Genomic DNA, 25,280 nt, shown 5'->3' with positions numbered 1-25,280 from the left:
CATTCTCTGGAGGTGCCCAGATGGTGGATTCACGTCCCCATGATCTGTTCGGTCGCGAAAAAGAGACCGGCTGTCTCCACGAAAAGATCGGGGCACTCCGGAACGGCGGCGGAGCGGTTCTCCTGCGCGGCGAACCAGGAATCGGCAAGACCGCCCTGCTGGAAACGGCCGCTTCGCACGCCTCGGAAAACGGTGTACGTGTTCTCCGGGCGGTCGGCGTGGAATCGGAGGCACTTCTTCCTTTTGCCGGCCTGCATCAACTGGTCTATCCGGTGCGCTCTTTCGCCGCACAGTTGCCGGCAGCGCGGCGCGACGTCCTGGAGGGTGCGCCAGGGGTGCGGGGCTCCGCCGCCCCCGACCCTTTCCCGGTGGCCCTCTCCGCCCTCGATCTGCTGGCCCGTGCCGCCGCGCACTCCCCCGTGCTGCTGGTGATCGACGACGTCCACCGGCTCGACCCCGCCAGCGCGGAGGTCTTCGCCCTCCTCGCCCGGCGGCTGGAGTCCGAGCCCGTCCTGCTCCTGGCGGCGCTGCGCGACGGCTGTCCCTCACCGCTGGCCTCGACCGGCGTACGCGAGCTGGCGGTGGGTCCCCTCTCCGCCGAGGCCTCCGCCGCCCTGGTCGACGTACGGGCCCCGGAGCTGCCCTCCTCGACCCGCGCGGTTCTGCTGCGGGAAGCGGCGGGCCACCCCCTCGCGCTGTCGGAGCTGGCGGGCACCGCGGCGGGCCCGGGGGCCTCCGGCCCGGCCACCGGCCCCTGGACCCCGATGTCCCGGCGTCTCCTGGACGCCTTCACCGGCCGTCTGCACACCCTGCCCCCGTCGACCCGCCGGCTGTTGCTGGTGGCCGCGTGCGACGACCGTGCCTCCCTCCCGGAGATCCTGCAAGCGGCCTCGCTCCAGGGTCCGGTGCGGGTCGAGGCGGCCGACCTGGCACCGGCGAGGGCGGCGGGCCTCCTGGAGGCCGGCGGCGACACCGTCCGTTTTCGTCATCCGCTGACGCCGTCGGCGATCCGCCAGAGCACGCCCGCGGACCGGCGCCGGGCGGCGCATGCCGCACTGGCCCGCTGCGTCCCGGCGGGCTCCGACCGGCAGACCTGGCACGAGGCCGCGGCGGCCACCCGGCCCGACGAGAGCTTGGCCGTACGGCTCGACGAGGCCGCCCACCGGGCCCGGCGCCGCGGTGACGCCGACGAGTCGGTCAAGGCCCTGGAGCAGGCGGCCGGACTGAGCGGCGACACCGCACGGCGGGGCGAACGGCTCCTCAGGGCCGCCGCCCAGGCCGTCGACGCCGGTCGGCACCATCTCGTCACCCGGCTGCTGGAGGCCGCGGAGCCCTGGGCCACGGCGCCCGGACAGCGTGCCCGTCTGCAGTGGATCAAGGGCAGCCCGGAGGACGGGATGCGGGACGCCTCCGAAGGGGCCGCCGCTCTGACACGGCTGGCCCGGACCGTTCTCGCGGAAGGCCAGGTCGATCTCGCCGTGAGCATCCTGGGGAGTGCCGCCCAGCGCTGCTTCTGGTCCGAACCGGGGCCGGCCGCACGGCACGGCATCGTCGCCCTCGCCGACGAACTGCCCTTGTCCGACAGCGATCCGTCGCTGCTCGCGATCATCGCCCACGCGCAGCCCATCGACTGCGGCCGACGGGTGGTGAGCGGTCTGAGACGGGCCGCGGCACCGACCACGGGCGATCCCCGGGCGGAACGTCTCCTCGGCGGCGCGGCCCTCCTGGTCGGTGAGTTCGAGCTGGCGCAGCGCCTGTCCAGGACGTCGGCTCCGGGTCTGCGGGCGGAAGGGCGTCTGGGGCTCGCCGCCCGGGCGTGGGGGGTGCAGGCGTGGAGCGGAGCCCAGTTGGCGCAGCTCACGTCGACCGCCGCGGTCGCCGAGGAAGCGACCCGGCTGGCCCGGGACACCGGGCAGACCTATCTCCACGCACTGGGTCTCGCGACCGAGGCCCGTACCGCGGCGTTGCGGGGCCGGTCCGAGCGCGCCCTCGAACTCGCGGGAGAGGCGGAGCGCATCGCCCTGCCGGTCGCGGCGCGGCCCGTCCTCGCGACCGTGCAACTGGCGCGCGGGCTGGCCGCGATGGGGGCGGGGCGTTTCCACGAGGCCTACGGGCATCTCCGGCGGATGCACGACCCGAAGGATCCCGCCCACCAGACCGCCCTGCGCTGCTACGCGCTGATCGAGCTGACGGATGCCGCCGTGCATTGCGGGGAGCGGGACTCGGCGCGTTCCGTGATCGCGGGACTGGCGCGGGCCGCGTCCCGTACGTCGTCCCCGGGGTTGCACAGCGGCCTGGCCTACGCCCGCGCGGCACTGGCGGAGGACACGGACGCCGAGGGGCTCTTCCGCGCGGCGCTGGACGACGCCTCCTGCACCTCGCCCTTCGACCGCGCGCGCCTGCGACTGGCCTACGGACAGTGGCTGCGGCGTCAGCGGCGGGCCATGGACTCCCGCGAGCAACTGCGCGCCGCCGAGGACGCGTTCGACGCGCTGGGAACCGTTCCGTGGGCGAACCGGGCCCGCCAGGAACTCCTGGCCTCCGGGGAATTCAGCAGACGCCGCGAACCGGCCGCGCGTGACCGGCTGACGCGGCAGGAGTCACAGGTCGCGCGGATGGCGGCCGAGGGACTCACGAATCGGGAGATCGGAGAGCGGCTCTATCTCTCCCCCCGCACCGTGAGCACTCATCTGCACCGCGTTTTTCCGAAACTGGGTATCTCGTCACGGGCCGCACTGGCTTCGGTATTTCCCGAGCGGAGAGCGGAATACCACGACGCTTCGAGGTGAGGGTCGCATTCGAGGTGAGGGTCAAAAGTGAGCGTCATCTGACGTACGCGACGGACACCCGCTCGGCCTTAGCGTATTTCCCATGGGACAGATGAGCTTCGGAGTACTGGGAGCGTTGCAGGTACGGCGGGACGGCGTGGCCCTGGCCGCGGGGCCACCGCGGCAGCGGTCCCTGCTGGCGCTGCTGCTCGCGCGCGCGGGTGAGGCGACCGCCCTGCACGAGGTGGTGGACGTGCTGTGGAGCGAATCGCCGCCGCCGAGCGCCGTCAATCTGATCCGGCGGTATGTCGGTGAACTGCGCAGGGTCCTCGAACCGGAACTGCCGTCCCTGGCAGCCGGGCAGTGGCTGCTGGGCCAGGCCGGAACCTACCGGCTGGCCCTGCCGGACGGCCGCCTGGACCTGGTGACGTTCCGGCGGCTGAGGACCCGGGCGCGCGAGCACTGCCGTGAGGGGGATCACCGGCAGGGCGTCGAGAGTTACGTCCACGGGCTGCGGTTGTGGCGCGGGCCCGCGGCGGCGGACATACCGGCCGAGGTCCGGGGCCATCCCGTCTTCGGCTCGCTCGACCGGGAACGGCTGGCGACCGCCAAGGACGCGGCCGACGCGGCACTGCGGGGCGGCTGCGGCGCCCTGCTGGTGGACGAGCTGTACCGGGTCGCCGACCACCACCCGCTGGACGAATCGTTGCAGGCCAAGCTGATGACGGCCTTGACGGCCACCGGGAACCGGGCGGAGGCGGTCGCCGTGTACAACGACGTCTCGACGCGGCTGCGCGACGACCTGGGCATCGGTCCTGGCCCTCAGTTGCGCTCCGCGCTCCTGGACGCCGTCGCGCCGTCCACCGGACCCGGCGCCCCGGTTCCCCTGACGCGGGAGCGCGTCCACGACGGACGGCGGGCGCTGCAGCGCCCGTCGGTCACGACGTAGACTGAGCGAAAAAGATCATCAGTTCGAGAATCGAGCAGAGTGGCACTCATCGGACGGGGTCCCGAGCTCGCCACCGTCACGGCTGTCGTCGACCGTGCACGCGCGGGCAGTGGTGGGGCGCTCCTGATCGCGGGGGAACCCGGGATCGGCAAGACCGCTCTGCTGGAGCACCTGCTCACCGGGCTCGACCCCGCGGACGTCCGCGTGCTGACGACCGCCGCCACCGAGCGGGACGCCCATCTGCCGTTCGCAGGACTGAGCCGCCTGCTGGCCTCCGTACGCTCCCACGGCGCCGCGCTGCCGCCCGCTCAACGGGCGGCCCTCGCCGGGGCCTTCGACGAAGCCGGGGCCGTCGACGCCGAGAACAAGCACAAGGACAAGCACGACGACGCGGACACCGCCGATCCGTTCCCGGTGGCCCTGGCGACCCTCGGCCTGCTGGCGGAGGCGGCCACTCGACTCCCCCTCCTGCTCGTCGTGGAGGACCTGCACCTGCTGGACGCGGCGAGCGCCACCGCGCTGGCCTTCGTGGCCCGCAGGCTCGCCTCGGAACCGGTCGCGCTGCTCGCCGCTCTCCGGGAGGGCCTCGACTCGCCGCTGAACAACGCCGGCCTGCCCACCCTGACGCTGAAGCCGCTGGACGCGGCCCACGCCGCCGATGTCGTCGACGGCCAGGCCCCGGGCCTTTCTCCCGGCTTGCGGGAACGGGTGCTGGCGGAGGCGGGAGGCAATCCGCTCGCCCTGACGGAGCTGACGCGCGCCGCCCGGCAGGGCCACGCGGCGACCGCGGTGACCACGGCATGGCTGCCGCTGTCCACCCGGCTGGAGAAAGCTTTCCGCAGCAGAGTCGCGGCGCTGCCCTCGCGAACGAGGACCCTCCTGGTGATCGCCGCCGTCGACGACGGCAGCCCGCTCACGGAGATCCTCGACGTCGCACGGCTGGTCGACGGGGAGCCGGCGGGCGTCGAGGACCTGGCACCCGCCGTCGACGCCCACCTCATCACCCTGTCCGGCGACGCACTGCGCTTCCGCCACCCGCTCATGCGCGCCGCCGTCCTCTCCGGGACGAGCACGCGCCGGCACCACGCGGTGCGGGCGGCGCTGGCGAAGGTACTGGACCATCGGACCGAACGTCAGAGCCGGCAGCCGACGCCCGCCCAGCCGTCGCCGGCCGACGTCGTCGCCGCCGCACTGGAGGAGGCGAACCGCCGGATCGAACGGCCCGGCGGTGTCATGTCGGCCGTCAGCGCGCTGGAACACGCCGCACGGCTGGCGGGCCGGCCGGAACACCGGACCGAACTGCTGCTGCACGCCGCCGACATCGCCGTGGAGTCGGGCCGGCACGACGAGGTGGTCCGCCTGCTGAACCGGGCGGCCTCGGACCCGCTGACCGCACAACAGCAGGCCCGGGTCACCTGGACGTCCGCCCGTTTCCAGGAGAACGTGCACGCCGACGCCGATGCCTACGCCCTGGCGGCGCTGGCCGAGGAGGTGGCCTCCGGCGGCGACACCGGACTCGCGCTGCGGATCCTGTGGACGGCGGCCCGGCGCAACTTCTGGCTGGAGAGCGGCGAGGACGCCGCCCGGTACGTGGCCGACCTCGCCCTGCGCCTGCCCTTCGACAACGAGCCGCAGGTCCTCGCCATCCTGGCCTACACCGCGCCGATGACACAGGGAGCCCATGTCATCGCCCGGCTGAAGCACTGGGCGGCCCATCCGAGCGGCGACGCCACCGCCGACCGGTTCCTCGGTACGGCGGCGGTCCTGGTCGGCGCGTTCGACCTGGCCGCGGGCTTCTCCGCAGCCTCCCTGTCCGGACTGCGGGCCCAGGGCCGGGTGTTCCAGCTGGTCGGCGCACTCGCGGCCCGGGGGTGGAGCGCCGCTCTGCTGTGCGACCTGGCCGTGGCCGTCCCGTCGGCCGCGGAGGCCGACCGGCTGAGCCAGGAGACCGGCCAGACCCTGCTGCAGGGGACGGCACGCTGCACGAAAGCCCTGATCGCTGCGTTGCAAGGCGAGTTGGAAGACGCCGAGCGACTGGCGCAGGAGTCGATCGACCTCGGCAGCAGCCTGCGCGCCCGGCCCGTTCTCGCCACCGCCCGTACGGCTCTCGCCCAAGTGGCGGCGGCCCGCGGGGCGTTCGACGAGGCGCTGCAGCACCTGCGGCAACTCCAGGATCCGGCCGCCGCCGCGTACCACCCGACCCTGCGGTACTACGCGTTGATCGATCTCGTCGACGTCGCGCAGCGGGCCCACCGCACGGAGGAGGTCCGGGACCTCGTCCGCCGGATGGAGGTCATCGCCCGCAAGACCCCTTCGACGGCCCTGCACGTGGGGGTGCGCTTCGCCCGGGCCGTGCTGGCTCACGAGGACGAGGACGCCGAGCGCTATTTCCTGGAGGCACTGGCCGCCGATCTGACGCGCTGGCCCTTCGCCCGCGCCCGCACGCAGCTCGCCTACGGCGAATGGCTGCGCCGCAGGCGCCGCGACGCCCAGGCCCGCGGCCCCCTGCGGGCCGCCCGCGACGCGTTCGACGCGCTGGGCGCCGTCGCTTTCAGCGAGCGTTCCCGCCGCGAGCTGCGCGCCTCCGGAGAGGCCGGCTCGGAACGGATCCCCCGCGCGCACGAGTTGCTGAACCCGCAGGAGCTGCAGATCGCCACGCTGGCGGCCGAGGGGCTCACCAACCGGGAGATCGGCGAAAGGCTCCATCTGTCCCACCGGACGGTCAGCAACCATCTGCACCGCATCTTTCCGAAGCTGGGCGTCACCTCTCGCACCGCTCTGGGACACCTGCTGCGGTCGGCCGACTGAGTGAACGATTTCAGGACCATGGACGAGAACATGGACGAGAACGACACTCCGGCCGCTCCGCCGTCCCCGCCCGAGGTGCGCTTCGCCGTACTCGGCACGGTGCGGGTGTGGCGGGACGGAACCGAACTGCACGCGGGGCCTCCGCAGCAACAGGCCCTGCTCGCCGTCCTGTTGGCGGGCGCGGGCCGGGCGATGCCGCTGTCCCGGCTGATCGGCCTGCTGTGGAGCGGCACCGAACCGGCCAGCGCGACGAACGTCATCCGCCGTTACGCCGGATCGCTGCGCCGCATGATCCAGCCGGACCTCCCCCGCATGGCCCCGGGACGGTGGCTGGTGGGAGGCGGCGGCGGTTACCGGATGGACGTGGACGAGAACTCCCTCGACCTCCTGCGCTTCCGCGCGCTCTACGCGCGCGCACGTGAGGCCCGTGACGAGGGGCGCACCGACCGGGCGGTACGCCTGTACGTCGAGGCTCTCGCCCTGTGGCGGGGCCCCGTGGCGGCCGGTATCAGCGCCGAGGTGCGGGGCCATCCGCTGTTCACCCAGCTCGACAACGAGCGGCTGACGGTCGCCGTGGAGGCGGCCGACCTCGCCCTGCGGCACGGCGGGGCCGGTCCGGTCCTCGGCCCCTTGCAGACGCTGGCGGACCAGCACCGGCTCGACGAGCACCTGCACAGCAAGCTGATGCTCGCCCTGTCCGCGTCCGGACGGCAGGCCGAAGCCCTCGACGTCTTCCAGCGTCTGCGCGACCGCCTCCGGACGGAACTGGGGGTCGAGCCCTCCGCCGTGCTGGGGGAAGCGCAGCAACAGGTGCTGGCCGAGGCCGCGCAGCGGTCGGACCGGCAGCCCGAGCAGCCGCTCGATCAGCCGCTCCAGCGAAGACACAGTTCCCTTCTTCCCCGCCCCGCCCAACTGCCCGCCGCTCCGGCGGACTTCGTCGGGCGGGAGGCCGAAGTCGACAGTCTGCTGCGGCAGCTGACGGCCGGCGAACGCACCCCTCCCGCCTCCCCCACGATGATCATCAGTGCCATCGGCGGTATGGCCGGCGTCGGCAAGACCACCCTCGCCATCCATCTCGCGCACCGCGTGGCCGACCGCTATCGCGACGGGCAGCTCTACGTCAATCTCCGTGGCTTCGATCTCAACGGATCGGCCATGACCCCCGCCGAGGCGATCCGCGGCTTCCTGGAGAACCTGGGTGTCTCCCCGCAGCAGATCCCCGACGGGCTCGACGCCCAGGCCGCGCTCTACCGGAGCTTCCTCGCGGACCGGCGCATGCTGGTCCTGCTCGACAACGCCCGCGACGCGGAACAGGTCCGGCCGCTTCTCCCCGGCTCCGCGGGCTGCCTGGTCCTCATCACGAGCCGCAACCAGCTGAGCAGTCTGGTGGCGGCGCACGGCGCGCACCCCCTGGCACTCGACGTGATGTCCACCGAGAGCGCCAGGGACAGTCTCGTACGGCGGCTCGGCGCCGACCGGGTCGACGCCGAGCCCGAGGCGACGGAGACGATCATCTCCTTGTGCGGCCGGCTCCCGCTGGCCCTCTCCGTCATCACGGCGCGGGCCCTGATGAACCCCCGCCTGCCGCTCGGTGCCATGGCCGAACAACTGCTGGAGGCCAAGGGCAGCCTCGACGCCTTCGAAGGCGCGGACCGCTCCACCGACATCCGGGCCGTGTTCGGCTGGTCGTACCACACGCTCTCCGCCGACACGGCCCGCCTGTTCCGCCTGCTGTCGCTGCATCCGGGAGCGACGTTCGACGTCCATTCCGCCGCCGCTCTGGGCGGGCTCACCGTCCGCAGGACCCGCCCGTCGCTGGCCGAACTCGTACGGGCGCATCTCGTCGCCGAGGAGGCGGGGGGCCGTCACCGTCTGCACGACCTCCTGCGCGCCTACGGGCGGGAGGCGGCCGACTCGTACGACACCGCCGACGACAGGGACGCGGCGCACGACCGGCTGTTCCGGCACTACGTGCAGACGGCCCACGCGGCTCTGCGGCTGCTGGACCCGGCCCATCTCGTCACCGTCCCCGCCGGGATCGGGCCGCCCGCGGCAGCCGGGCCGACCAGTGTGGAAGCCGCCGTGCGGTGGTTCCAGCAGGAACGCCTCACGCTGACGGCGGTCGTGCGCCAGGCCGTCCAGGACGGCCGGCCGCAGGACGCCTGGCGGCTCGCCCGTCTGCTCGACTCCATGTACGAGCGGGTGGGCCACTGGCACGACTGGGCGGACCTCCAAGTGACCGCGCTGGCCGCCGCACAGCAGTCGGGCGAACCGCTGGGCGTGGCCCACGCGCACGCGGGCCTCGGACGCGCGCACTCCCTGCTGCGCCGGTACGGGTCGGCCGAGGAGCATCTGTCGCAGGCCCTCGTGCTGTTCGAGGCGCTCGGCGACCGGGTGGGACAGGCGCACTGCCTGCGGCAGCTCGGCTGGCTGATGACACGTACCGAACGTGACGTCCTGGCGATCGAGCACACCCAGCGCGCGCTCGACCTCTACCGCGCCGCCGGTCACCCCAGTGCGCAGGCCGACTCGCTCAACGCCCTCGCCTGGTACCAGGCGTCGCTGGGAGCGTACGACGACGCGGTCGCGAGCGCCGTGCGGTCGCTGATGCTCTACCGACGGATGGCCGCGGGCGGCGGCTCGGGGCACGGGAACACCTGGGACACCCTGGCGTTCGCCCATCATCATCTCGGCAACCTCCGCCGGGCCGTGCGCTGTTACGAACGCGCGGTCCGTCTCCTGTGGGCGGGCGGAGACCGCTACAACGAGGCCGGCAGTCTCAGCCGCCTCGGCGACACGCTGGCTCTGGCGGGCGCCGCCGAGGACGCCCGCGCGCGATGGCGTCAGGCGGTCGAGATCCTCACGCCGATCGATCCCGACTGGGCGGCCGAGATCCAGGAGAAGCTGTCCTCCACCGTGAACGCCTCCTAGACCGAGCGGACCGACCGGACTCACGGGACCGGGCACAGCACCGGCGGGTGTGCGTCAGTCCCTGATGAAGGCCAGCAGGTCCGCCTCGAAGGCTTCCCGGTACGCGCCCACCAGCCCGTGCGGGGCGCCGGGGTACACCTTGAGAACGGCGTCGGGCAGGAGTCCCGCGGTGCGCTCCGCCGACAGGTGCACGGGCACGATCTGGTCGTCGCCGCCGTGCGCCACGAGCGTCGGAACGGTGAACGCGGCCAGGTCGGCGTGGAAGTCGGTCTCCGAGAACTGCCCGACGCAGTCGTGGGCCGCCTTCAGCCCGGTCTGCATGCTCCACAGCCAGAAGGCGCGGCGGACCCCCTCGGACACGGTCGCGCCGGAACGGTTGAATCCGTAGAAGCTCTCGCTCAACTCCCAGTAGAACTGTGACCGGTCGGCCCGCACACCCGCGCGGATGCGGTCGAAGGTCTCCAGCGGAAGTCCGTCGGGGTTGGCGTCCGTCCGGAGCATCAACGGCGGGACCGCTCCGAGCAGGACCGCCCTGGCCACCCGGTCCGTGCCGTGGCGGCCGATGTAGCGCGCGACCTCACCGCCGCCGGTGGAGTGTCCCACCAGGACGACGTCGCGGAGGTCGAGGGTCTCCAGGAGTTCGGCGAGGTCGTCGGCGTAGCGGTCCATGTGGTTGCCGCCCCAGGACTGGCCGGACCGGCCGTGCCCGCGCCGGTCGTGGGCGATGCCGCGGAAGCCGCTGCCGGCGACCAGCAGCAACTGCCCGTCCCAGGCGTCCGCGTTCAGCGGCCAGCCGTGGCTGAAGACGACGGGCTGCCCGCTGCCCCAGTCCTTGTAGTGGATGTCGACACAGTCCGACGTGGTGAACGTGGGCATGACCTGATGTCCCTCCGGATGCCATCGAGGTGCTGCCAGGTGTGCCGGCGCGGTGCGGGGGCGAGGTCGGCTCGGCAGCGCGGACAAGGTAGCCGGGGCGAGGTGACCAAAAGGTGCGGACGCGTCCTGGTCAGTGGACCAGGCGCTGTTGTACCGCCGCCGCGTCCGGGTGTCCCAGGTGTTCGAGGATCCGCAGGGCCTGCCGCCAGGACACACCGGCTTCGGCGTGCTCTCCCGCGGCCTCCTGGCTGTCGCCGATGTGGACCAGGGTGTCGGCTTCGAGGTAGGCGTCGTGCAGGCCGCGGTAGAGCGTCAGGGCGTGGCGGTAGCAGTCGACGGCCCGCTCGTGGGCCGCCAGATGGTGGTGGGCGTAGCCGAGGCTGTCCCATGCGGCGGCCTCACCGTTCGGGTTGCCGAGTTCCCGGTGGAGGTCGATCGCCTGCTGGCATTCGACCAGCGCCCGCGCGTGGTCGCCCCGCAGGATGTGGGTCCAGCCGACCTCGTTGTGCACCTGGGCCTGTCCGATGCGGCCGCTCAGGTCCGCCTCCGCGTACAGGGTGCGGGCGAGCCCGTAGTGGACGAGCGCGTCGTCGTGCCGGCCGGCCTTGTTCGCCTGGAAGGCCAGATATCGCCGTGTCCTGGCCTCGCCGGCCGGGTCGGCCACCGCCCGGAACAGGTCCAGGGCGGCGGTCAGGTGCTCGGTGGCCGCCCCGGCGTCACTGAGGCGGCCGTGGACGAACCCGAGGGCGCGGTGGGCGTGGGCGCGGCCGGCCGGGTCTCCGGAACGTTCCGCGGCGTCGAGCGCCGCCGACTGGAGGGCGAGTTGCTCCTGCCAGCGGCCCAGCCGGTCGAGGTGCAGTTCCACGGTCGCGGCCAACTGCCAGCGCCGCGAGGCCGTATGGGTGCGCGTGGGCTCGTGGGCGACCGCGGCGAGGATGACGGCACGCTCCGTCTCCAGCCAGTCCGCCGCCTGTTCGCGGCTGTGGAACCCGGCCACGACAGCGCCGTCGACGGGAGCGGGGAGGGGCAGCCGTTCTCCCTGCGGTGCGAGGACGGTGCCCGCGTGGTGCGCGCTGTGCAGCAGGTGGTCGAGGAGCCGCCGCAGCGCCGACACCTGATCCTGCTCGGACTCGTGGGTCTGGAGCAGGTCGCCCGCGTAGGCGCGCAGGAGGTCGTGGCACAGGAACCGGCCGGCGAAGCGTTCGGTGAGCAGGTGTGCCCTGGTCAGTTCGGACAGCGCGGGGCGTACTTCGTCCCGGGGCAGACCGAGCAGGCTGGACGCCGCTTCGAGGGACACCTCGGGCCCGGGGTGCAGGGCGAGCCGACGGAAGAGCAGGGCGGCCAGCGGGGAGAGCGCCTGGTACGACCAGGAGAAGACCGTTTCGAGATCGGTGGACGGATCACCGGCCGACAGGGTGGCGAGGCGGTCGTCCTCCTCCGTCAGTTCGGACGCGAGGACGCCGAGATCGCCGTGGGGGTTCATGGACATACGGGCGCTGACGATCGCGAGGGCGAGCGGCAGGCCGGCGCACGAGTGGATGATGTCCTGGACCGCGTCCGGCTGTGCGGCGAGCCGTTCCGCACCGAGGCGACGGGTCAGCAGGGCCTGCGAGGCGACGTCGTCCAGGACGTCGAGGGCGATGGGGTGCGCGCCTTCGGCCACCAGGCCGGAGAGGAAGGTGCGGCTGGTGACGATGGCGAGGCAGTCGCCCGCGCCCGGCAGCAGCGGCCTGACCTGCTCGGTGTCCTTGGCGTTGTCGAGGACGATCAGGACCCGTCTGCCGACCAGAAGACTGCGGTACAGCGACGCCTGGGCGTCGATGCCCGGCGGTATGTGGTCCGACGCCACTCCCAGCGCGTCGAGGAAGGTGCGCAGGATCTGCGCGGGGCCGGGCGTCGCCCCGCCGGGGTCGAAGCCGCGCAGGTCGGCGTAGAGCTGCCCGTCGGGGTAGCGCGGGGCGACCTCGTGGGCCCAGTGGACGGCCAGCGTGGTCTTGCCGACTCCGGCCATGCCCCCGATGACGCTGATGACGACGGGCCGCCCCGGCAGGCCGTCCGCGGGCAGCAGGCTCCGCGCCAGGGCCATCTCGGTGTGCCGGCCGCTGAAGACGCCCAGGTCCGGGGGGAGTTGAGCGGGTCTCGTACGGATGACGCCGTCGCTCGCCGCGGGCGCCGCGGATGCCGCGTTCGGGGTGGCCGGGGTGGTCGGTGTGGGGCCGGACGGGACGGCCGGTGTGCCCGTGGCGGCGGGGCCGGTCGAGCGCGTGCCCAGCCGCTCCCCGGCTTCCGCCAGCTCCGGGCCGGGCTCCAGTCCGAGTTCCTCGTCCAGCCGTCCGCTGACCTCCTCGAAACTCCGCCGCGCTTCCAGCACGTGCCCGGTACGGGCCAGCACGGTGACGAGCCGCGCCCGCAACGCCTCGTCCAGCGGATGCGCCTGGGCCGCCTGCCGCAGCGGCATCAGTACGCGTTCCAGGTGGACGTCACCGGCGGCCACGGCGGTGTCGACGGCTTCCTTCACGGCGTCCGGGTACTCGCGTTCGACCCGCGCGAACAGCGGATGGGCGCGCATCGGCGCCGGCAGCCCGTCGGCGACCGGCCCGTGCCAGAGCCCGAGGGCCGCCAACAGGTGCTTCAGGGCCGCGATGTCGTCGCCCGTCCGCCGGCTCTCTCCGGCGTCGGCGCGCAGCGCGCGGAACCGCAGCAGGTCCAGCTGATCGGGGCCGAGGTGGAGCCGGTAGCCGCCGGAAGCCCGCACGAGGATGGGGCCCAGTGCCTTCCGCAGGGTCCCGACATGCCTGTGCACGACATTGACCGCGCTGTCCGGGGCGCTCTCCCCCCACAGGAATTCGACGATCTCGGAGGTCGGAACGGGCTGGCCGGCCTGGGTCAGCAGGAGCGCCAGCAGAGCCTTCCGCTTGGGCGGGCCGAGTTCCAGCTCCTCCCCGTCCCGCCATGCCCTGAGCGGGCCGAGAACCGTCACACGCACAAGTTCGAAGTGTACGAGGTCCCGGAGCGTGCCGAGCCGGGCCGGTGGGGCCGGTGGGGCCGGTCACCTTCTGGTCACGGATCGCTCACCACGCCCTGCGTAGCGTGCGGATCGGCTGAGCTCGAACGGCGAACGACCAGCCGTGGAACCGGACTTCGCCGGTGCCGGTGCCCCCGGCGGAGCGTTTTGGAGACCCGATGCACCTGACGACCACCGACGACCCCCGGCTGCTGCACGAGCGGTTCCGCAGGGCGAGCCGCACGACCGACGGCCCCGTGGTGGCCGTCAGCGGGAGCACGCTCCTGGTGAACGGTCCGGCGGCGGCCCTGACCCGTGTCGCCGACCGCCCGCTGCTGTGGGAGTGGGCCCGTCATCAGGCGGCGGCCCCGACGGCGGACACGGCACCGGCGCGGCCGGCGCCGGCGCTGGAGTCCGGGGCGCGGCCTCGGTTCTGCGAGGGCATCTGGACCGGACGGGCCCTGGTGGGAGCAGTCGTCCGGCTGACCGCGCCCGCTCCCGCCCGTCCGCCGCGCGTCGCGGGGCCGGGCGGGGTACGGAGCCTGCGGTGGGCCGAACTGACGGAGTCGCAGAGGCTGGTCGCCGAGTACGTCGCCGGCGGTCTGACCAACCGGCAGACCGCCGCGCTGCTGTCCGTGTCGCACCACACCGTGGACTACCACCTGCGGCACATCTTCCAGAAGTTCCAGATCCATTCACGGGTGGAACTGGCGCGCATGGTGGCGGCGGCGTTCCACACGCCACCGCCCCTGCCGGTCACAACGTGCTGATCATTCCGCCGTCGATGACGAAGTCGGAGCCGGTGACATTGCCGCCCCGGTCCGAGACGAGCAGCAGGACCAGGTCGGCCACCTCCTCCGGGCGCGTGAAGCGGCCCGTGACGGAGTCCTTGGCGGCCTGGGCCGCCACGGTCTCCGCGTCCAGCCCACCGGCCTGCCCCAGGACGGCGGCCACCCCCGACGCGCCCAGCCACAGGTCCGTGGCCACCGGCCCCGGACTCACCGTGTTGACACGGATTCCGCGGGGGCCCAGTTCCTTCGACAGGGACTTGCTGAAGCTGAGCAGCGCCGCCTTGGCCGCGCTGTAGTCAATGACGAGCGGGTCGGGCAGCTTGGAGTTCACCGACGCGACCGTGACGATCGTCCCCGAGCCGCGTTCCAGCATCAGCGGCAGCACCGCCCGCGTGGCGCGCACGGCCGACAGGAGATTGATCTCCAGTGTGGTCGTCCAGTCCTGGTCGGTGACGGACGAGAAGCCGCCCGTCCGCGGGCGGACCGCGCCCACGTTGTTCACCAGGATGTCCGGCGGCCCGTACGCGGACACCGCCCCCTCCACCAGGACACCCGGCCCCTCCGGGGTCGCCAGGTCCGCTTCGACGACGTGGACGTTCCCGGTCTCGCGCAGCTCGGCCAGCGGTCCGGACGTGTGGCGGGCGCCCGCGGTGACGCGTACGCCCTCGGCCACCAGGGCCCGGGTCACGGCGAGTCCGATGCCCTTGCCCGCGCCGGTGACGACGGCGCTCTTGCCTTGCAGATTCAGTTCCATCGCGGACCTTCTGGAGGAGGACGGACCCGGCTGCCGGAAGGCAGCCGGGTTCTTGTGCCGGTACGGGTCAAGCGGTACCGCGGGCCGCGCTCACGATCACGTCGACCACGGCGTCGGGCCGGGACAGCATGACGAGATGGGACCCGGCGACCTCAATGATGCGGCTGCGGGCCCGCCGAGCCATGGACCTCTGCCGGTCCGGCGGCAGAATGTGGTCCCTGGTGCCGAGCACGTACCAGCTCGGCAGGTTCTTCCAGGCGGGCGGTCCCGAGGGTTCCAGCAGCGCCGACAGCGCGATGGGGCGCTGCGAGGCGGCCAGCAGGTCCGCCGTGGCGGGGGCCAGGTCGCCTGCGAAGACCTCGCCGAACAGGGCCGGTTTGATGTAGAGGTCGACGGTCTGTTCGCCGTGCTGCTCGTGGACCACCTGGTCGAACAGCACGGCGGGGTCGGCTCCCTCGCCCTGCAGACCGAGGACGGTCTCGCCCTGCTCGGGGACGAAGGCGTCCACGTAGACGAGCGCTCTGACGTCGGCGGCGGGGGTGACGGCGTTCGTCACCACGGCCCCTCCGTAGGAGTGGCCGACCAGCACCACCGGCCCGGTCACACGCTGGGCGAGGAAGCTGTTCAGTGCCTCGGCGTCCTCGGCGAGGCCGCGCAGCGGGTTGGGTGCCGCGTGCACGGTGTAGCCGCGGCGCTGGAGCCGCCGGGTGACCTCCTGCCAGCTCGCGGCGTCCGCCCAGGCGCCGTGCACGAGGACGACGGTGGGCTTCACGGTCCGGGGGTGTCCCGCCTGCGCGGCGGCGGGAATCGATGAGGTCGCCAGCGCGACGGTGGCCGCTCCCGCGGCCCCCACGACCTGCCGCCGGGACGGCGGCCCACCTTGGTACGGCATGGTCGCTCGCTCTCCGTGTCTAAGGGCTGTCCCGTAACTCCCGGTGGATCAGCGCGCGGCGTCAGATGCGGTGCATCGCAAGGCGCCGGGTCGCCCTCATACCGGGTGTATTCGGGCGGTCCGGCAACGCCGCGAGGTGCCGTAGCTGTCGTCGCGCGCCCGCCGGGAGTTACGGGACAGCCCTTAGTTGAGGAAGTCGAGAAGACGGCGCGTCATCTCGGCGGTGTGCTCTTCGTAGATCCAGTGACCCGAGTCGGCGACGACCCCGCCGGTGACGTTCCGGGCGTACGAGCGTGCCTGCACCTCGACCTTGTCCTGCATGCTGTTGCTCGCGCCGATGGCCAGCACCGGCATGGGGAGCTTGGTCTTCTTGTTGACCAGGTTGTCCGCGACGTCCGTGGGGAAGGCGCGGAACCACTCGTGATTGGCGCGCAGATGCGCGTCGTCCCGGAGGTACTTGGCGAACTCCTTGACCTGGTCGGGTCCGACGCCGTCCTTCTGCACCTCGAGGGAGTCGGTGAACCCGTCGACCCAGATCTCCTCCTTGCCGTCGATCAGCTTCTCCGGCAGGCCGTTCTTCAGGTCGAAGAAGCCGAAGTTCCAGAGGCCGGGGCCCTGCGCGGTCAGCGACGGGAAGTCGTACAGCCCGTCGTCCGGGATCGGCGCCTCGCTCAGCACCAGCTGGTGCACCTGGCGGGGGTGGGCGGCGGCGTAGGCGTAGGCCACCATGGTGCCGATGTCGTGGCCGACGAGGCGGATGTCCTTGTCGAGACCGAGCTGGCGCAGCAGCCCGTTGATGTCACCGGCCATCGTCTTCTTGTCGTAGCCGCCGGCCGGGGCGTCGCTCTTGCCGGCGCCCCGCAGGTCGGGAGCGATGACGGTGTAGTGCTTGCTCAGCTCGGGCAGCAGGTCGCGCCACTCGTACCAGGTCTGCGGGTAGCCGTGCAGCAGTACGAGGGTGGGGCCGTGCCCGCCTCGCACGTAGTTGATGTGCACGCCGCCCACTTCGGCTCTCTGCTCGGTGAAGCCGGCGGGGACGCGCAGTTCGGAGCCGACGTACTCCCGCGGGCTGCCGCTGGCCGCGGAGTCCTGCACACCGGCGAACATCGCGGTGAACGCGGTGGCCACGGCCAGGGCGAGAAGTGTCGGGCGCGAGCGGGCGAACGAACGGGACATGGGTGATCGCATGAAGGTTCCTTAGACGGACCGCGGAGTGCGGGGTGCGGAGGCAGAATTCGGAGTGCGATGTGCGATGTGCGAAGTGCGGAGTGGGTGGTGCGGGCCGGGGCGGCGCGGTGTGGGGCGGTGTGGGGCGGCCACCGGCGTGCTGCACGTCGGGTCAAGCGGGTCACGTGGTGTGCGTGTGTCACGTGGTGTCGGACACGACGTTAGGCGCGGTGCGGGGCGACCGGCCCACGTACTCACGTAGTCGGAAGCGGGCCGATGGCCGTGGCAGGGGCCGTGGTGTGCCGGGAGCCGTGGTGCTACGGGCGGATGCCGAACGGTCCGAGGAGTCCCGCGTCGATGCGCAGGGACTCGATCATGGCGAAGGCGTTGTCCACGGTGAAGACGTCGACGGCGGCGAGCCGACCCGCGTACTTCGCCACGACCGGCTGTGCGGCCTGGTGCGCCGCCGCGTCGAGGTAGGTCTTGAAGATGGCCCAGGAGTTGCCCGTCGGCCCGTACTTCTCGAAGAACGGTGTGGGGTCCAGCGATTCCAGGGTCTGCCGTGCGCTGAGCTCCAGGTCGTCGATGTAGTGCTGCTGGACGACGGCGTCCGCGCGCACACCGAGCCGGCCCAGGTGTCCCCCGACCAGGGTCTGCCACGGGTATCTCATGGCCACCTGGTGGGCCTCGACCCATGCCGGTATGTCCTGGGAGACGGCCAGGTTCTTGAAGGGGACCCACCCCGGATAGATGACGTCGACCACCATCAGCGTCTTGTAACGCGGTACGTGGACGAAGATGTTGTCCGGTGAATGGTTCGGGCCGTGATGGGCCAGTTCGAGCGTCTCCCCGCCGACCCTGAGGGTGTAGCGGTCCTTGAAGGTGATGTGGGGCAGCGGTCTGTTCGGGTCCCTGTCCCGGCGCAGGAAGCGCTCGGTCTCCACGTGCGCGATACGGCGTGCGTCGGGGCCGAGGAGGACGGCGGCGCCGATGTGGTCGGCGTGGCTGTGCGAGTAGACGACGTGGGTGACCTCGGACGGCCTGCCGTTGGCGTCGGTGACCTTGCGGATGGCCCGCAAGAGGTTGTGACCGATGGTCGGCGGCGCGTCCACCACCACGACTCCGGTGGTGGTGGTGAGGAACATGGCCTGGTAGTAGCCGTCGGTGACCCAGTACAGCTGGCCCCCGATACGGCCGACGTGGTAGCCGTCGGTGAGCGCGGGACCGACCGCCGCGTCCGGCACCGGCGCGTAGTCGGGCAGGCCGGTCGCCGCAGCCGCCTCGGCGGGCCCGGCCAGGGCCAGGTCGGCGAGGGCGGGGAGGATGGGCAGGGCGGTGGCGACACCGGCCGCCTTCACGAACGTTCTTCTGGTGGCCTGCGTGGAGGCCCTGGGCGTGCCGGAGTTGTTCATGACGGGGATTCCTTCCGCGGTTCGTCGATGCGGGATCGTTCGGCACGCGGCGCCCACACGGCGAGGACGTGGTGGTTCTCGTGCGACAGGACGACGCTAGAAGCTGACCGTTCGCGCCGCCCCACGTGGACGCGTAGGAGGGGGCGGGACGCGGCAGGGCGGGGCGGGGCGGGTGCGCGACGCGGTGCCGGACCGGGCTGCCGTGCGGCGGCCTCCACCTCCGTCGCTTCAGCACACCCTGACAAGTGTCAGGACAGTGGCCCCGTCTCCCCTGGTTGCCTTGCACCTGCGCCGCCGGGGTTCGGCACACGCGGCGCCAACAGGCAGCGCTGTACCCGCTGCTCGTCGCCCGAGGCGAAGGCATCGTCATGACCGGACGTGCAATTGCCAAAGCAGCCTGCACCGCCGCCGCCGGCGTACTGCTGGCAGCCGGAGTCACCGTCGCCATGCCGGATACGGCACTGGCGACCGCGGCCCAATGCGAGCGTGGCAGCAACGGCTTCCGCGACATCTCCGACAGTACGGCCGGTGTCCCGGCCGACCCAGAGGACAAGATTCTGCGCCCTTCGGACCCGCAGGGGCTCGTCGGGCGCATCAGCCTGCGAGCCGTCAGCATCGACAACAAGATCTACGGATTCGCCGCGCTCACGGTCCCGCGTACGGGGGACGACGTGTGGATGGACTGGACGCTGGACGGCGGCACCAGCGTCCACGTCCAGTGCGGACCGTTCAGGGCAAGCCGTGACGGCTTTCAGCTGACCAGCGCCGCGAAGTTGACGGACAACAGCTCGGACTACCGTTTCCGCGCCTGCGGCGGTGGGGGCGGCCAGGCGGTGCAGTGCACGGACTGGTGGTAGCCGACGACCGGCGCGCTCCGGCATCCACGGATGCCGGAGCGATCTCGGAGCGATCAGCCGGGCTGGCCTGATCGCGTCGCTCGTCCGTCCCCGGCGGCTTCTCACAGACAACCCACAGGACCTCCTCCCCCGTCCTAGGTGACGCGGGAGGCGCCCGGGACCGACGGGATGTCTGCGCGTGGGGTGTTGAGGAGTGGATCATTGATCCGTGCCCGGCGAATATGTGTTGCCGCCGTGGTGGTGTTGGCGGCCCTGGCGGGGTCGCCCGGACCGGCACAGGCTGAACAGCCGTACGAGACAAGCCCGTTCGGCGTGACGGACGACCAGCCGCTTCCGCCGGGGTGGCGGATCGGCGGGGCGGGCGGGGCGCCCGAGCTGGTCTGGCGTGCGCCGGGGGCCGTGCCCATGGGGGATGCCCGGGTCGAGTTCCGTGCCGGGGATCGGCTGCTCGGGGTGCCGGAGCCGGCGAAGGACGGGCGGACTTTCCGGCTCGCCCTCGGCGAGACGCGGCCCGAGCGGCTGTCGGACCTTCAAGTGACGGCCGCGGGACGCCGGTTGGACGCGGCGGCCGACGACACGCACGGGTCCGGCTCGCGCGTGCCACGGCTGCCCGCGCAATCGCCCGCGAACGGCGTCGATCCAGGCAGACCCGGCTCGTACCGCACGGTCACCGGGGCGTACGACCTCGACCCGGTGCGCCTGCCGGGGTACGACACCCCTGTCGAGATGACCGCCGAGGTGGTGGCGCCGAAGGGTGCCACCGGCAGCCGGCCGCTCGCGCTGTTCCTGCACGGCCGCCACGAGACCTGCTACAAGCCGGGTTCCGAGGAGGACGTGACCGGCGCCTGGCCCTGCACGGACGGCTACAGACCGATCCCGAGCCACCTGGGTTATCTGCGCGACCAGCAACTGCTGGCCTCACAGGGCTATGTGACGGTGTCGATCTCGGCGAACGGCATCAACGCCCAGGACTGGCAGGCCGAGGACGCGGGCGCGCAGGCGCGTTCCTCGCTGGTGCGGCAGCACCTCGCCCGCTGGGCCGACTGGACCACCCGTCGCTCCTCCGCCCCGGCCGTCGTACGCGAGGCGGCGAAGGCGGACCTCTCCCGGGTCCTGCTCGTCGGCCACTCGCGCGGTGGCGAGGGCGTCAACCGGGCCGCCATGGACAGCCTCTACCCGCCGCCGGCCGCCGAGGACGGCTACCGGGGGCCGGTGCGCTGGAAGGTGCGCGGGACCGTGCTCATCGGGCCGACGGTCTTCGGCCAGAATCCGGTCGCCGATGTGCCGTCCGTGACGGTGCTGCCGGGCTGCGACGGCGATGTGTCGGACCTCCAGGGCGAGGACTTCGTCGACGGGACGCGCGGGATCAGCCGGGGCACGGCCCTGCACAGCGCGGTCTACATGGTCGGCGCCAACCACAACTACTTCAACAGCGAGTGGACGCCCGGCGAGGCCGTCGCACCGGCCGGGGACGACTTCACGACCGACCCGGAGCAGCCGGACCCGGTGTGCTCACCGGGTGCCGCGACCCGGCTGACCGCCGCCCAGCAGCACAAGGCGGGTTCCACGTACATCGCCGCCGCGGCCCGGCTCTTCCTCGCCGGGGACGACCGGGTGCGTCCGCTGCTCGACGGTTCCGGCAGCCGGGCACCGTCCGCGGACCCGGCCCGGGTGCTGACCCACGCGGTCGGCGGTCGCCGCAGCGGTGGCTTTCTGCCGGACGCGGGGGCGAAGGTGACCGGCGCCCGGCTGTGTTCGGCGGTCGACCCCGACCCGGCCGTGGCCTGTCTGGACCCGGAGACGCCCGGATCGTCACCGCACTTCGCGTCCTGGGAGACGGAACAGGAGACCGGCCGCGGCGCGGTGGACCTGAAGTGGTCCGCGCCGGGCAGGGCCGCGCGCATCACCCCGGCCGAGCCGGTCTCCCTCCGCCGCTCGCAGAAGCTCGCGCTGCGGGTCTTCGTACCGCCGAACACGACCGGCACGAGGTTCGACGTGTCCGTCAGCGACTCCGCCGGCCGTCGGGTGACGCTGGGCTCGGTCCAGGCGCACGGTCTCCCCGGCTCCGCGGACACCGCCTCCTACTGGGCTCAGGAGCTGCGCGTCCCCCTGTCGGCCGCGACCCGGGCCGGGCTCGATCTCAGGCACGTCACGTCCCTTGAGCTGACGCCCCGTTCGGGGTCCGGGCGGGTCTGGCTGATGGACGCCTGGGGCTGGGCGCCCGGCACTTCGGCGGTGAAGGCAGCCGCGCTGCCGCGTGTCGACGTGGGCCGCACGATCGTCGAGGAAGGTGACTCGGGCACCCGCACCTACCGGATCCCGGTCGAGGTCTCCGGGCACGGCAGCGGGCAGGTCCGCGTGTACGTCCTCGACCCGGACAGCGGCCGGGCCGAGAACCGCCTCGTGACCGTACGGCCCGGCAGCCACGCGATCGACGTGCCGGTCCAGGTGAAGGGCGACACGCTGTACAGCTACGACGTGGTGCACGACATCGCCGTCAAGGCCGTCGACCACGCCGTCGTCGGCAAGCACCGGGGCGGGGTCACCGTCGGGAACGACGACCCCGAGCCGGTGATCACCCTGTCGCCGGTCGCGGACCGGGTGAGCGAGGGAGAGTCGCTGATCTGGCGGCTGTCCGTGGACGCGCCCGCGGCGGTGGACATCTGGCAGCCGGTGTGGGTGCTTCCGGTCACCGAGGGGGCCGAGCTGTCCACCAAGGACGTGGACCCGCAGTGGCTCAAGGAGTGGTCCGGTGAGGCGCCCGACCCCGAGCGGCCGCTGTCCGACGCGAGCCTGTGGGTATGGCTGAACATCCCGCCCGGGAGCACCGGCGTCGACTTCGTCGTGCCGATCGTGCGGGACCAGGTGGCCGAGCCGACCGAGTCGATGCGCCTCGCGCCGACCGACGACGACGCCGAGCCGCTGCCCGGCCGGCCGGTGCTGACGGGGACGGTGCTGGACAGGCCGTGAGCAGGATGTACGAGGGTTCATGAGCACCCTCTTGCGCGGGGTCCGGGCTGTCCGGGCCCCGCGCTTCACGGGAGACGCGGGTGCCGACCACCTGCACCGCACCGGGGCCGGGTGTTCCACCGCGCGGTCACTCGGGATGTGCGGGTGGAGGGTTCAGGAGGTTGTGGGCGGTGGTCAGGACGGCCACCGCCCGGGGGAAGTCCTTGAGTTGGTTCCGCAGCGAGGCCAGTGCGGGGAGCAGGCAGCGGGGCGGGACGTCTCGGGCTTCCAGGATGTCCGCGGTCCACGTGATGAACCTCGTGAACAGGCCGGGGTCGTCGACGTAGAGCGCGGTGGCGAGGTGGCCGACGATGAAGTCGATGTCCTCGACGGTGCGTTCCCGCTGGTACTCGCTGTAGTGGCGCGTCTCGGGGAAGCCCTCCTCGACATCGGCGAGGGTCTGCTTGACCAGTTGGAGCTTGGTCCGGCGGACCATGGTGTATTCCTGGTCGGCCAGGTGCGGCAGGTCCAGGTCGGGCAGGCGGGCCGCGTGCGCGCCGGACGGCGTCAGCCGCCGGCCGAGCAGGGTGGCCGCGTCGGGTGCGTCCTTGGCCCATTCGGCCTGCATGAGCCGGGCATAGCGTCCCTGCGGTCCGAACGCGGCGCCTCCGGCGACCACCGGGATGCCGGCGCCCTGGCAGGAGGTGATCGCGTTGTGGGCGCCGGGCAGAAGCGTCGGAATGGACGAGGAGAGCAGTACCGCCTGCGCACGGGTGCGGCGCGCATGGGCGACCAGGTGTTCGGTGGGGACCTGCGCCCCGAGATAGTCGACCCGCCGGCCCCGTAACCGCAGCACCTCGCTGACCAGTCGTGCGGGCAGGGAGTGCCACTCGCCGTCGACGCACGACACCAGAACCCGTCCCACGGACGTGCCCGGGAAGGCGAGGGCCAGGGCGGGAGCGGTGGCGTCGGCGACGGCCGCGACGCACCGTTCGCTGATCGCCGTGGCCGCGTGTTCCTGCGCCACCGTGATGTCGTTGGCGGCCCAGGCCAGGCCCACCCGTTCCTGCGTCGGCGCGATCAGTTCGAGCAGCACCCGCTCGCCCGCGGCTCGCATCCGTTCAGCAGCCGAAGCGTTCGCGGAGGTCGCCCGCGTGTGCTCCGGCGCCTGCCCGTGTTCCGCTGCAGCCGCCGGAGCGTGCCCCGCAGTGCCCGCCGTACCCGCCCTGCCCGCCGCGCCCGTGGTGCTCAGCGCGCCACGCACGACGGCGACGGCGCGCGTCTCGTCGCACTCCCCGAGTGCCTGCCAGAGCCGCTCACGCGGCTCGGCGAGGGAGTGGGTGTCCTTGCCATCGGTCACGTGTCTCACCTTTCCCTGGTCGGTTCGTCCACGGTTGCCGGACGGGTGTCGCGGGGCGCGCCGATCGCCAGGACCGCCATGTCGTCGTGCGCGCCCTCCCCCACCCACTGGGCGATGATCATCTGCACGCGTTCGGTGACTGCTTCGGCCGGCATCCCGGCGCACTGGGCCAGTACGCCGCGCAGCCTGTCCACGTCGAACATCACGTTGCCCAGCGGCCCACCGCGCGCCTCGGTGATCCCGTCGGAATACAGCAGGCAGGTCTCACCGGGCTGCAGGGCGACCTCGGCGGTCTTGAACTCGATGTCGGCGAACACGCCGATCAGCGTGCCGCCCGTCCGGGCCTCCTCGACCTGGCCGGTGACGCGCACGATGAGCGGGGCGGGATGGCCCGCGCTGGAGATGCGCAGCCGCACCCGTGCGTCCTGGCGCACGGCGGTGACCAGGACCAAGGTCACGAAAGGTGTCTGGGGCGAGGACAGCAGTGCGCCGTTCAGGAGGGTCAGCACCCGGGTGTGGTCGGCGGCGAACGGGACCAGCGCCTGGAGGACATGGCGAATTCTGCCGGCCACGACGGCGGCTTCCAGTCCCTTGCCGCACACGTCACCCAGTACCGCGACGGTCTCGGTCTCCGGTGTGTCGGCCGGGTGCAGGTCGTAGAAGTCGCCGCCGACGAGTTCGCCCGTCACCGAGGCGCGGTAGCCGCCGGAGAAGCAGATGCCGTGCACCCGGCCGAGCGGGGGCGGCAGCAGGTCGCCCATCAGCACGTCGGTGCTGTGCACCTGGCGGGTGTGGCTGCGGGCCACGGACAGGGCGGCACCCGCGCGTGCGGCGAAGAGCTGGGCGAAGGACTCCTCGGCGGGGGTGAACGCGGCTTCCTGGCGGCGGCGCAGCAGGACGAGGCATCCGGTCGGCACGCCGTGCCCCGGCAACGGCACCACGACGACCGAACCGATGTCGGCGACGTCGCCCACGAACCCCTCGGGCACGGCCCAGGACGGCACCTCGCGGGGGTCGATCCAGCGGGAGGACACCGCGGGCAGGCCCTGCAACGCCTCCACCAGGCCCGGCAGTTGACCGGGGTCCAGAGCGAGCCTCTCCTGCACCACGGGCCCGTCGGCGATGCACCGCGTCACGGGGAAGCCGCAGCCGTCGCCCGTCCCGACGACGACCGCCGCGTCCGCCAGATGCCGGGCGGCCCGTTGCGCGGTCATCGCCGTACAGCGGTCGGCGTCCAGGGAGGCGAGCAGTTCGGAGGAGAGCTCCTGCAGCAGTCCGGCTCGTACCCGCTCGCGCGCCAGTTCCCGCGCGGCACCCGCCGGAGCGCTCTCGCCGACCAGCCACCAGGTCACCGCACCGTCCACGCCCGGTACGCCGAGCGCCTTCACGCAGTGCGCGCCGATCCGGCCGTCGGCCCAGGCCGGCGGTTCCTTCCCCGCGCCGCCGGCCCGCCGCAGATGGGCCTCCGTCAGCCAGGCGGGCGCGACCTCGTCCAGCGCGACACCGACGGAGACCCGCGCCAGCAGGTCGGCGGCCTGAGCGTTGTGCGACAGCACCGTGCCGGACGCGTCCACCGTCACCGCTGGAAACGGTTCACAGGGCTGCTCAGCAGGAACCACACCACGAGTGCTCTTCTGCTCCGGCAAGGAGACCATCGATTCGGGATCCGCTGGCGCGGACCCCCATCACCCCATCCACTGGAAAGCAGGAGACCCGCAGATTACCGACGGCATATGACTACAGCCCGTATTTCGCGATACCT

At 72.6% G+C, this 25,280-nt stretch carries 14 protein-coding genes and 1 pseudogene; 7 read left to right on the top strand and 8 right to left on the bottom strand.

Annotation, left to right across the window (positions count from 1 at the left end):
* Nucleotides 1–20: 20 nt before the first annotated feature.
* The 4 genes from ACZ60E_RS35825 (at nucleotide 21) to ACZ60E_RS35810 (ending at nucleotide 9,456) form a co-directional block, all read left to right on the top strand.
* Nucleotides 21–2,789, top strand: coding sequence for an ATP-binding protein (locus ACZ60E_RS35825; protein WP_469446011.1), 2,769 nt, complete (start codon nucleotides 21–23; stop codon nucleotides 2,787–2,789).
* A gap of 82 nt (nucleotides 2,790–2,871) precedes the next feature.
* Entirely contained in the window at nucleotides 2,872–3,717 is an 846-nt protein-coding gene (locus tag ACZ60E_RS35820; protein WP_469446009.1) for an AfsR/SARP family transcriptional regulator, read from the top strand.
* Between the two features lie 39 nt (nucleotides 3,718–3,756).
* Nucleotides 3,757–6,525, top strand: coding sequence for an ATP-binding protein (locus tag ACZ60E_RS35815; RefSeq protein ID WP_469446007.1), 2,769 nt, complete (start codon nucleotides 3,757–3,759; stop codon nucleotides 6,523–6,525).
* An 18-nt stretch (nucleotides 6,526–6,543) separates the two neighbouring features.
* Entirely contained in the window at nucleotides 6,544–9,456 is a 2,913-nt protein-coding gene (locus ACZ60E_RS35810; protein WP_469446006.1) for an AfsR/SARP family transcriptional regulator, read from the top strand.
* A 54-nt stretch (nucleotides 9,457–9,510) separates the two neighbouring features.
* Here ACZ60E_RS35810 and ACZ60E_RS35805 read toward each other — a convergent pair whose 3' ends face one another.
* Both ACZ60E_RS35805 and ACZ60E_RS35800 read right to left on the bottom strand, forming a co-directional pair.
* Nucleotides 9,511–10,332: an alpha/beta fold hydrolase gene (locus ACZ60E_RS35805; protein ID WP_469446005.1), complete on the bottom strand. Its 822-nt coding sequence runs from the start codon at nucleotides 10,330–10,332 to the stop codon at nucleotides 9,511–9,513.
* 2,287 nt (nucleotides 10,333–12,619) lie between these two features.
* Nucleotides 12,620–13,312 (bottom strand): annotated as a pseudogene (locus ACZ60E_RS35800) (AfsR/SARP family transcriptional regulator); the annotation flags it as partial.
* Between the two features lie 203 nt (nucleotides 13,313–13,515).
* On the opposite strand from ACZ60E_RS35800, the gene ACZ60E_RS35795 reads away from it, so the two are divergent.
* On the top strand, nucleotides 13,516–14,106 hold the full coding sequence (locus ACZ60E_RS35795; protein ID WP_469446003.1) for a helix-turn-helix transcriptional regulator: 591 nt from the start codon (nucleotides 13,516–13,518) through the stop codon (nucleotides 14,104–14,106).
* Here ACZ60E_RS35795 and ACZ60E_RS35790 read toward each other — a convergent pair.
* The 4 genes from ACZ60E_RS35790 to ACZ60E_RS35775 form a co-directional block, all read right to left on the bottom strand.
* Nucleotides 14,093–14,881 (bottom strand): oxidoreductase, encoded by a 789-nt coding sequence (locus tag ACZ60E_RS35790; protein WP_384810797.1) that lies wholly within the window; start codon nucleotides 14,879–14,881, stop codon nucleotides 14,093–14,095. The two genes, ACZ60E_RS35795 and ACZ60E_RS35790, sit on opposite strands and share 14 nt — an antisense overlap.
* 67 nt (nucleotides 14,882–14,948) lie before the next feature.
* Nucleotides 14,949–15,773 (bottom strand): alpha/beta fold hydrolase, encoded by an 825-nt coding sequence (locus ACZ60E_RS35785; RefSeq protein WP_469445999.1) that lies wholly within the window; start codon nucleotides 15,771–15,773, stop codon nucleotides 14,949–14,951.
* Nucleotides 15,774–15,956: 183 nt separating this feature from the next.
* Entirely contained in the window at nucleotides 15,957–16,961 is a 1,005-nt protein-coding gene (locus tag ACZ60E_RS35780; protein WP_469445998.1) for an alpha/beta fold hydrolase, read from the bottom strand.
* Between the two features lie 296 nt (nucleotides 16,962–17,257).
* Nucleotides 17,258–18,352 carry an MBL fold metallo-hydrolase gene (locus ACZ60E_RS35775; RefSeq protein WP_469445997.1) on the bottom strand — a complete coding sequence of 365 codons (1,095 nt, stop codon included), beginning with the start codon at nucleotides 18,350–18,352 and terminating at the stop codon, nucleotides 17,258–17,260.
* A gap of 368 nt (nucleotides 18,353–18,720) precedes the next feature.
* On the opposite strand from ACZ60E_RS35775, the gene ACZ60E_RS35770 reads away from it, so the two are divergent.
* On the top strand, nucleotides 18,721–19,209 hold the full coding sequence (locus ACZ60E_RS35770; RefSeq protein WP_469445995.1) for a hypothetical protein: 489 nt from the start codon (nucleotides 18,721–18,723) through the stop codon (nucleotides 19,207–19,209).
* 168 nt (nucleotides 19,210–19,377) lie between these two features.
* Entirely contained in the window at nucleotides 19,378–22,179 is a 2,802-nt protein-coding gene (locus tag ACZ60E_RS35765; RefSeq protein WP_469445993.1) for an alpha/beta hydrolase, read from the top strand.
* Nucleotides 22,180–22,306: 127 nt separating this feature from the next.
* Here the strand turns inward: ACZ60E_RS35765 and ACZ60E_RS35760 are convergent, their stop codons facing one another.
* Together ACZ60E_RS35760 and ACZ60E_RS35755 are read right to left on the bottom strand one after the other, a co-directional pair.
* On the bottom strand, nucleotides 22,307–23,518 hold the full coding sequence (locus ACZ60E_RS35760; RefSeq protein WP_469445991.1) for a cobalamin B12-binding domain-containing protein: 1,212 nt from the start codon (nucleotides 23,516–23,518) through the stop codon (nucleotides 22,307–22,309).
* 5 nt (nucleotides 23,519–23,523) lie between these two features.
* Nucleotides 23,524–25,098 carry a PP2C family protein-serine/threonine phosphatase gene (locus ACZ60E_RS35755; protein WP_469445989.1) on the bottom strand — a complete coding sequence of 525 codons (1,575 nt, stop codon included), beginning with the start codon at nucleotides 25,096–25,098 and terminating at the stop codon, nucleotides 23,524–23,526.
* Nucleotides 25,099–25,280: the final 182 nt, after the last annotated feature.

The sequence above is a fragment of the Streptomyces sp. NPDC102514 genome (assembly GCF_055584525.1).
The sequence above is the reverse complement of the archived record's forward strand: the minus strand, read 5'-3'. Positions and strand labels throughout refer to the sequence as shown.

Excerpts from the sequence above, each read along its gene's own strand:
- ACZ60E_RS35825 (WP_469446011.1), top strand. The coding sequence starts at position 21 with ATGGTGGATTCACGTCCCCATGATCTGTTCGGTCGCGAAAAAGAGACC.
- ACZ60E_RS35820 (WP_469446009.1), top strand. The coding sequence starts at position 2,872 with ATGGGACAGATGAGCTTCGGAGTACTGGGAGCGTTGCAGGTACGGCGG.
- ACZ60E_RS35810 (WP_469446006.1), top strand. The coding sequence starts at position 6,544 with ATGGACGAGAACATGGACGAGAACGACACTCCGGCCGCTCCGCCGTCC.
- ACZ60E_RS35805 (WP_469446005.1), bottom strand. The coding sequence starts at position 10,332 with ATGCCCACGTTCACCACGTCGGACTGTGTCGACATCCACTACAAGGAC.
- ACZ60E_RS35795 (WP_469446003.1), top strand. The coding sequence starts at position 13,516 with ATGCACCTGACGACCACCGACGACCCCCGGCTGCTGCACGAGCGGTTC.
- ACZ60E_RS35790 (WP_384810797.1), bottom strand. The coding sequence starts at position 14,881 with ATGGAACTGAATCTGCAAGGCAAGAGCGCCGTCGTCACCGGCGCGGGC.
- ACZ60E_RS35785 (WP_469445999.1), bottom strand. The coding sequence starts at position 15,773 with ATGCCGTACCAAGGTGGGCCGCCGTCCCGGCGGCAGGTCGTGGGGGCC.
- ACZ60E_RS35780 (WP_469445998.1), bottom strand. The coding sequence starts at position 16,961 with ATGCGATCACCCATGTCCCGTTCGTTCGCCCGCTCGCGCCCGACACTT.
- ACZ60E_RS35775 (WP_469445997.1), bottom strand. The coding sequence starts at position 18,352 with ATGAACAACTCCGGCACGCCCAGGGCCTCCACGCAGGCCACCAGAAGA.
- ACZ60E_RS35770 (WP_469445995.1), top strand. The coding sequence starts at position 18,721 with ATGACCGGACGTGCAATTGCCAAAGCAGCCTGCACCGCCGCCGCCGGC.
- ACZ60E_RS35765 (WP_469445993.1), top strand. The coding sequence starts at position 19,378 with ATGTCTGCGCGTGGGGTGTTGAGGAGTGGATCATTGATCCGTGCCCGG.